At 50.7% G+C, this 6,452-nt stretch carries 6 protein-coding genes; all 6 read right to left on the bottom strand.

All coding sequences use genetic code 11. From position 1 onward, the window contains the following. Positions 1 to 45: 45 nt before the first annotated feature. Positions 46 to 1,737 carry a recombinase family protein gene (locus WMO20_RS14115; RefSeq protein ID WP_435387774.1) on the bottom strand — a complete coding sequence of 564 codons (1,692 nt, stop codon included), beginning with the start codon at positions 1,735 to 1,737 and terminating at the stop codon, positions 46 to 48. Between the two features lie 38 nt (positions 1,738 to 1,775). Then, positions 1,776 to 1,961, bottom strand: coding sequence for a hypothetical protein (locus tag WMO20_RS14110; protein WP_005362436.1), 186 nt, complete (start codon positions 1,959 to 1,961; stop codon positions 1,776 to 1,778). A 270-nt stretch (positions 1,962 to 2,231) separates the two neighbouring features. After that, positions 2,232 to 3,572, bottom strand: coding sequence for a virulence-associated E family protein (locus WMO20_RS14105; protein ID WP_349187271.1), 1,341 nt, complete (start codon positions 3,570 to 3,572; stop codon positions 2,232 to 2,234). Beyond that, a complete protein-coding gene (locus WMO20_RS14100) occupies positions 3,457 to 4,197 on the bottom strand; it encodes a CHC2 zinc finger domain-containing protein (protein WP_014079457.1) in 741 nt (246 codons plus the stop codon). Before WMO20_RS14100 ends, WMO20_RS14105 begins: the two co-directional genes overlap by 116 nt. Before the next feature lie 47 nt (positions 4,198 to 4,244). Next, entirely contained in the window at positions 4,245 to 5,717 is a 1,473-nt protein-coding gene (gene mobQ / locus WMO20_RS14095; protein WP_435387775.1) for a MobQ family relaxase, read from the bottom strand. A gap of 2 nt (positions 5,718 to 5,719) precedes the next feature. Further along, entirely contained in the window at positions 5,720 to 6,037 is a 318-nt protein-coding gene (locus WMO20_RS14090) for a DUF3847 domain-containing protein (protein ID WP_008816380.1), read from the bottom strand. Positions 6,038 to 6,452 lie beyond the last annotated feature (415 nt).

Genomic DNA, 6,452 nt, shown 5'->3' with positions numbered 1-6,452 from the left:
GCCCGTCTCCCTTAATTAAAGATATTGTTGGGTAAAAAAGAAAGGTCAGTCGATTTTGCCGATGAAGCGGTAGTAGATTTCTACTTCCTGCTCACGGCTTCCGTCCTCGCCCTTGACAGCTTCGTGGACGGTTATTTTTTCAATTAGAGTGTTCAGAAGTTCGGCGGTCAGCTCCACAGGGTTGACATACTGTTTCATCAGGGCAATCCACTTTTCAGCATCCGCTGCGGTCTGTACGGCGGCTTCCATCGTTTCGTGAAGCTGTCTTATTTTTGTTTCAAGCTCCTTTTGCTCGTTCTGGTACTTCTCGGACAGCATATTGAAGTTATACTCGGTTATGCGTCCGGCAGACCAGTCCTCATACATTTTAGCAAACAGCCCGTCAACCTCGGCTTTACGCTTCTCTGCCTTTTTCAGCTCCGCAGCCTGCTTTTTCTTCGCAGAGTTTCTTTCCCTGTCGCTGGCATTGAGCAGGCGTTTCAGCAGCTTGTCCTCGTCTTTCTGTGCCAGCATAGACCAGTATTGCAGTCTTGCAAGCACATAGGCATACAGTACATCATAGCGGATATAGTGCATGGAACACTGGCGTAATCCCTGCCCGTACTTACTGCAATGGTAGTGTGCATAGGGATTTTTGTTCTGGCTGTTTACACCATAAGCCAATGACCATCCGCAGTCCGCACATTTTACCAGCCCGGAAAATATCTGCGTTGTGCCATTCTTCTGTCGTCTGCGTCTGCTTGCAATCAGCTCCTGAACTTTTTGGAACACTTCTTCAGAAATGATGGCTTCGTGGGTATTTTCCACACGATACCATTCTTCCTGCGGCTTCCGCACCTTTTTCTTGTTCTTGAATGAAATGTTGCTCTGCTTGTTGTGAATGCTGTGACCGATGTAGGTTTCCTCTTTCAAAATGCTCTTGACCTGTGCTATCGTCCACGCATAGGCTTTTTCTGCGGGCGCACCGGCGTAGATATTGGCGAAAGTCCCGTATCTTTCATAGTTCAGCCAGCCGGGGGTAGGTACTTTTTCCTCCACCAGAATCCGTGTAATGCTGGCGGCTCCACGCCCGTGTACAGCAAGGTCAAAAATCTTCTCTACAATCCAGCGTGTTTCCGGGTCGATCAGAAGATGACCTTTTTTGTCCGGGTCTTTTACATAGCCCAGCGGTGCATAGGCTCCATAGTGTGCGCCATTGGCAAATCTTGTGTGCATGGCAGCCTTGACCTTTTTGCTGGTCTGTCGGGCGTGCATTTCATTCAGGATGTTTAAGAACGGTGCAAGCTCGCTTTCTCCGTTGATGGTGTCCACATTGTCATTGATGGCAATGTAGCGTACTCCCTTGCTGGGGAAATAGATTTCCGTGTACTGACCGGTCAGGATATAGTTTCTTCCCAGACGGGATAAGTCCTTTGTGACAACGCAGTTGATTTTCCCGTCTTCGATGTCATCAATCATCCTTTGGAAACTTGGACGCTCGAAATTTGTCCCACTCCATCCGTCGTCAATGTACTCGTCTACAACGGTCAGCCCATGCTCTGCGGCATACTGTCTAAGCATCATGCGCTGGGTCTGGATACTGCCGCTTTCCCCCTGTAATTCATCGTCACGGCTCAATCTCAAATATAGTGCAGTGTTATAAATCGTTGTATTGTATGGTTGTTTCACGGTTAAAAATCCTCCTTCTAAAAGAAACAACCCACGCTTATACAATACTCGCTGGTACAAGTATATCATAAGCGTGGGCTGATTGACAGTCGTTATTCCGTATTTTTTCAGGAAGCGGCGGCAGCGTGCTGGATCACATCTTCCAGCAGGCTGTCAAGCGGCTTCCCATCCTGTGCGAAATGCTCCGATACCTTGATACGGACTTTCCCCATGACAAAATACTGGGTGCCGTCTTTTTCGGTAAGCAGGGTGCCGCTGCTTTTGTTATTGCTCTCGTTTTTGCTTTTTGCCATAGGCAGTTACCTCCATAAATGAAATATGCCCGACAAGGGAATGTCAGACAGGTGTACAGCCGCAGACTGTCTCCGTGTCAACCAAACCGTGTCAACCGGCAGAAAAGACTTTGAAAACAATCCATAGGCGCTCTATTATTACTTTTTACTTTTTCTTTGATTTCTTGGTTGACATGGTTGACAAAGGAGAGAAATGCCCCAAATATCAGGCTTTTCCCCGTCAACCGGCTGTCAACCAAAGCGTCAACCAAACTGTCAACCGGTGGCTTTTCAGAATGGCAGTTCCATTTGCCGGGCTTCTTCTTCCGTGATTTCCTGAAAACCGTCCCCCTCCGGCGGGTCTTGGTTGACACGCTCCCAGCCTTTTTGAGAACCGTATTTCTTATACCGCTTCGGGCTTTTGTAGGCTACCCAGCCCTGTATGATGCCGCCCGCAATGCCGGTATTCATAATCTCGCAGATTGCCCGTGTCTCCCAGTCTGCCGGGGAATTTAAGTTCCCCAGCGCTTCCTCATAAAGCTGCTTGGAACATACCCTGTCGCCGGTGTAGTCCTCCAAATAGGCGTAGATCATGCCGGCCTGTGTGTCTTCCTGCATAAAGTCCTGCTGGTGGGCGTTCAGGTATCGGTTCATTTCCATGCTGAATGACAGCTTATACTTCCCACTGCGATAAACCGTCATGGCTTCCGCCCACATCTGTTCGATATACGCCCTCGCCGCCGCTTCATCGTCCAGTATGTGAACCTCCGCCCGTTCCGGGTACACCGTCACGGGGAGAAAGCGCCGGTTGCCGGTGCGGTCACGGGGCAAAAAGTCCTGCCGGTTGGTCGTCCCTCCAAATACACATTGCCGCAGCCGGTCTGCCGGATGTGTCTCATACGGCACTTTGTAGGTTTCTTTCTGGCGGCTTAAGAATGACTTGATTTCCTCAATACTCTTGGCGTTGGCTGTGGCAATCATCTCCGACATCTCGATAATCCAATGCCCTTGCAGCTTGCGGTACACATTTTCATCGTCCAGCTTTTTCAAATCGTCTGAAAACCATTCGTCCCTGCCTGCCAGCAGCCGGAAAAAGGTAGATTTCCCGGCTCCCTGACCACCAACCAGACAGAGCATGACCTCAAACTTGCTCCCCGGTCTGAATACCCGCCGGATGGCTCCCATCAGGAACAGTTTCAAGGCTTCATAGGTGTATTCGTCCGTATCGGCTCCCAGAAAGTGATGCAGGGCGTAACGGATGCGCTCTGTGCCGTCCCATTGCAGGCTGTTCAGGTAATCCCTGACTGGATGGTAGCGGTTTTCATTGGCAACAATCTTGATGGCGCTCTGCACCTTTTTCTCGCTGGTAAGCCCGTAATTTTCTTCCAGATACAAAAGCAGGTAGTTCATGTCCATGTCGGTCAGCGTGGTACTGGTGCGCTCCCAGCCCAGCGGCTTCACAATGTCAATCTGCTCCGTCAAAAGGTTCAGGCGCAGCGCCCCGCGAAACAGAGGGTCACGCTGGAACACCGTCAGGCAGTTTCGGATGCTGTTCTTCACGCCGCCTTTCTGCGTCCCCTCTAATGTTTCCCGGATTTCTGCCGGTGTCTGCGCCGGTTCCATTGTGTCCATCGTCCTTTTGACCGCTTCCTGCGTTTCCGGCGGCAAGCTCTGAAATTCGCTGTTCAAGCCGCAACACCTCCTTTCCCTGTGCGGCGATCAATGCCGCTTTTTCTTCTATTTCTCCGTATAACAAAATATCCAAAAGGTATTCTGTGTAGCTTATCCTCTGCAACGCTTCCACAAAAAGAGGATGCCAGATGGCATCCTGCGGCTGTGGGGCGTGTGCTGTTTTCCAATGCTCCAGCAGGCGCAGATAATCGCATAGCACCCGGAAACAATACCGTTCCGTTTCCTGAAATCTCTGCTCCGCTGATTTTTGTCGGGGCTGTGACCTGTTGTGACGCTTCCTATCTGGCGGCGCATTGCCGGATTTCTCATAGGAAACGCCGAAGTCCTCCGCAAGCCTGACCGCAGCTTCCCGTTTCCCCAATCCATGCAGCAAAGCGGCAAAGTCGATCACATCCCCGGAAGCCCCGCAGCCGAAGCAGTAAAAGCGGCTGTCCACTTTCATGCTGGGCGTGCGGTCATTGTGGAATGGACAGCAGACCATGCCGTTTCTCCCCACCCGGATTCCATAGAATGAAGCAGCCTGCCGGGTGGTAACAGACTGTTTCACCGCTTCAAATACATTCAAATGCTCCCTCCATAAAAATACTGGTAGCGGTAAAGCTGCCGGTTATATCATAGCTCCATCTCATGTTTCTTTCTCTGTACTGCCTGTGGCTGCTCCCTCCGGCGCAGTGCGGTATCTACGGCGTTCTGCACCTGCCGTAGCCGTATGACTTCCTCCCGGAGTGGCTTGTGCTGCGGAGACAGTTCGGCATACTCTGTTTTTAACTGTGCGTATTCCTGTTTCCATGCTTTCAGGGCAATGGGTTTTCCGTCCAGTTTTTCTTTCAAAATACGGCGGGCGGCATAAAACAGCCGTAACTCCGCATCGTGGGATGTTTCAAATTTCTCCCTCTGTTTCTTAAACTTGATATTGTTCAATTCCGTATGAACAGGTTTTAGCCGCTGGTAATTCTCGCCCTCCCGTATCAATTCCTGCAATTCCTTTATCCGGGCAGATTTCTTTTTCATGGAGTCGCTTAACGCTTCAAATTCTTCGTTGACAGAGGAAAGACGCTCCTGCAAATCCTCTAATGTGAGCAGCTTGTTTTCCGTCAGATAATTGACGGCTTCGGCAAACTGCTTTAAGTTTCCGGTTCTGGCTTTATTGCTCCATGCCCCTGCGTTGCGCTGGTTGTAATAAGCGATCAGCAGGTCGGCAAGGTTCGGTGTCTGTGGTTTGGAAAGTTCTTCTTTTACCTCTGCCATCCAGACAAACAGGGCTTTGATCTTCTTCCTCACATCCTGCATGAGCCGGTTGGTGGCTTTAATCCAGCGGTTCAGTTCCCCTTTCTCGGTGCGGATGCCCTTTGCTTCCATCTGCCGGACATTAGCTCCCTCGTGGACAGTAGGTATCAGGTCAAGCCCCTGCCGCACATAGGAACGGTGGTCGATACGCACATCCAGCCCTTTTTCCTCAAATTTTGTATTAACGGCAGCCGCCCACTGCTCCCGCCAGTGTTCCAGCGTTTCCGGCTCATGCCAGTCTGTTGTATGGACAGCGTTAAACATATAATCGCCGTTTTTATCCCGGATTCGGTTTCCATCTTCATCAAGAAGATATTCCCGACGCTGTTTTTGTCCCCATGTGCCATCCGGGTTCAAAGGGCGCATGGTTGTCATCACATGAAAATGCGGGTTAGGGATGCCGCCGTCCTCTTTCTCCGGGCTGTGAAAAGCAAGGTCGGCAATCATGCCTTTTGTCACAAACTGCTCCTGTACGAACTTCCTCGCCAGCTCCATGTTTTCTTCCAGCGTCAATTCATTCTGCATGGCAATATCAAAGGAATAGGCAAGCTGTGCTTTTGGATGTTTCTCGCAGTTCTCCACAGCATTCCAGAGGGTCGCCCGGTCAAGATATATTTCCGGCGCATGGGGCGGCAGCATGATTTCCGAAGCGATCACGCCGCCCTTTTTGGTGTAGTCGCTGACTTCTCCATAGTAGCTGCTGTAAAGACGCTCCCCGGCTCGATAGGCTGCGCTGGCAATGGCGCTCTGACCGGCGCTGCGCTTGATCTGTGCGATTGAAAAATGATAAAGTGCTATCCTTAGTCACCGCCTTTCTCCTGCCCGGAAATACGGGCGTGGTTCTCTGTGGCAGACCGGATGAAATGCTCCGCCTGCGGCAGATTCAAAATGCTTTCCATGAGGGAATAAAATTCCGCTTCGGATAGCTCCTTTGTCTGTGGTGCAATGCTCTCAATAGCTGCCCCACGGGTAATCAGCCGGTGCGTCCTCTGTTTCCGGGAACCGCTTTCCAGATACGCCTGCCGGTTTTTCAAACGCTGCATTTTCCGTTTTTCCTGTTCCAGCAGGACAGTGGTTTTTTCATATTCCTGCTTCAACTGTTCCAAAGATTTTTCCATGTTCTCACATCCTTTGCTGATAAGATAAAGAAAGACCATCCGCAGACAGTCCGTGTGTCAGTGCTTCTATAAAACCCGATGAAAAGGGAAAACCGCAGAGCGGATTTCTCTTTGCGGCGGGTACACAGGGGATAGCCGCTTTAGCGGCGCAAGGGGGTGTAGCCACCTTGTCGGAGCGAAGCGAACGCAGACCTCGGATTGCTGATTTTATCAGCGGCAGAGGTAAGCTCCGCAGGACGCACGATACATGGTCTTTAGACTATGTATAGAAGTGCGCCCTTAGTTCCTAAGGGATTTTGCCGTTTCCGGCAGTCTTGTCCTTTTTCTTGGAACGCTTGGAAAGATACTTCGGGCAGTCAACCACAACCGCCCGGAAGCTCTGTTTACATTCGTGCTGGCATTTCCGGCACAGTTC

The organism is Faecalibacterium intestinale (assembly GCF_040096575.1).
GTDB classification, from domain to species: Bacteria; Bacillota; Clostridia; order Oscillospirales; family Ruminococcaceae; genus Faecalibacterium; species Faecalibacterium intestinale.
The sequence above is the reverse complement of the archived record's forward strand: the minus strand, read 5'-3'. Positions and strand labels throughout refer to the sequence as shown.

Bases quoted from the DNA above. Each gene is read 5' to 3' on its own strand.
- WMO20_RS14115 (WP_435387774.1), bottom strand. From the start codon at position 1,737: ATGATATACTTGTACCAGCGAGTATTGTATAAGCGTGGGTTGTTTCTT.
- WMO20_RS14110 (WP_005362436.1), bottom strand. From the start codon at position 1,961: ATGGCAAAAAGCAAAAACGAGAGCAATAACAAAAGCAGCGGCACCCTG.
- WMO20_RS14105 (WP_349187271.1), bottom strand. From the start codon at position 3,572: ATGGACACAATGGAACCGGCGCAGACACCGGCAGAAATCCGGGAAACA.
- WMO20_RS14090 (WP_008816380.1), bottom strand. From the start codon at position 6,037: ATGGAAAAATCTTTGGAACAGTTGAAGCAGGAATATGAAAAAACCACT.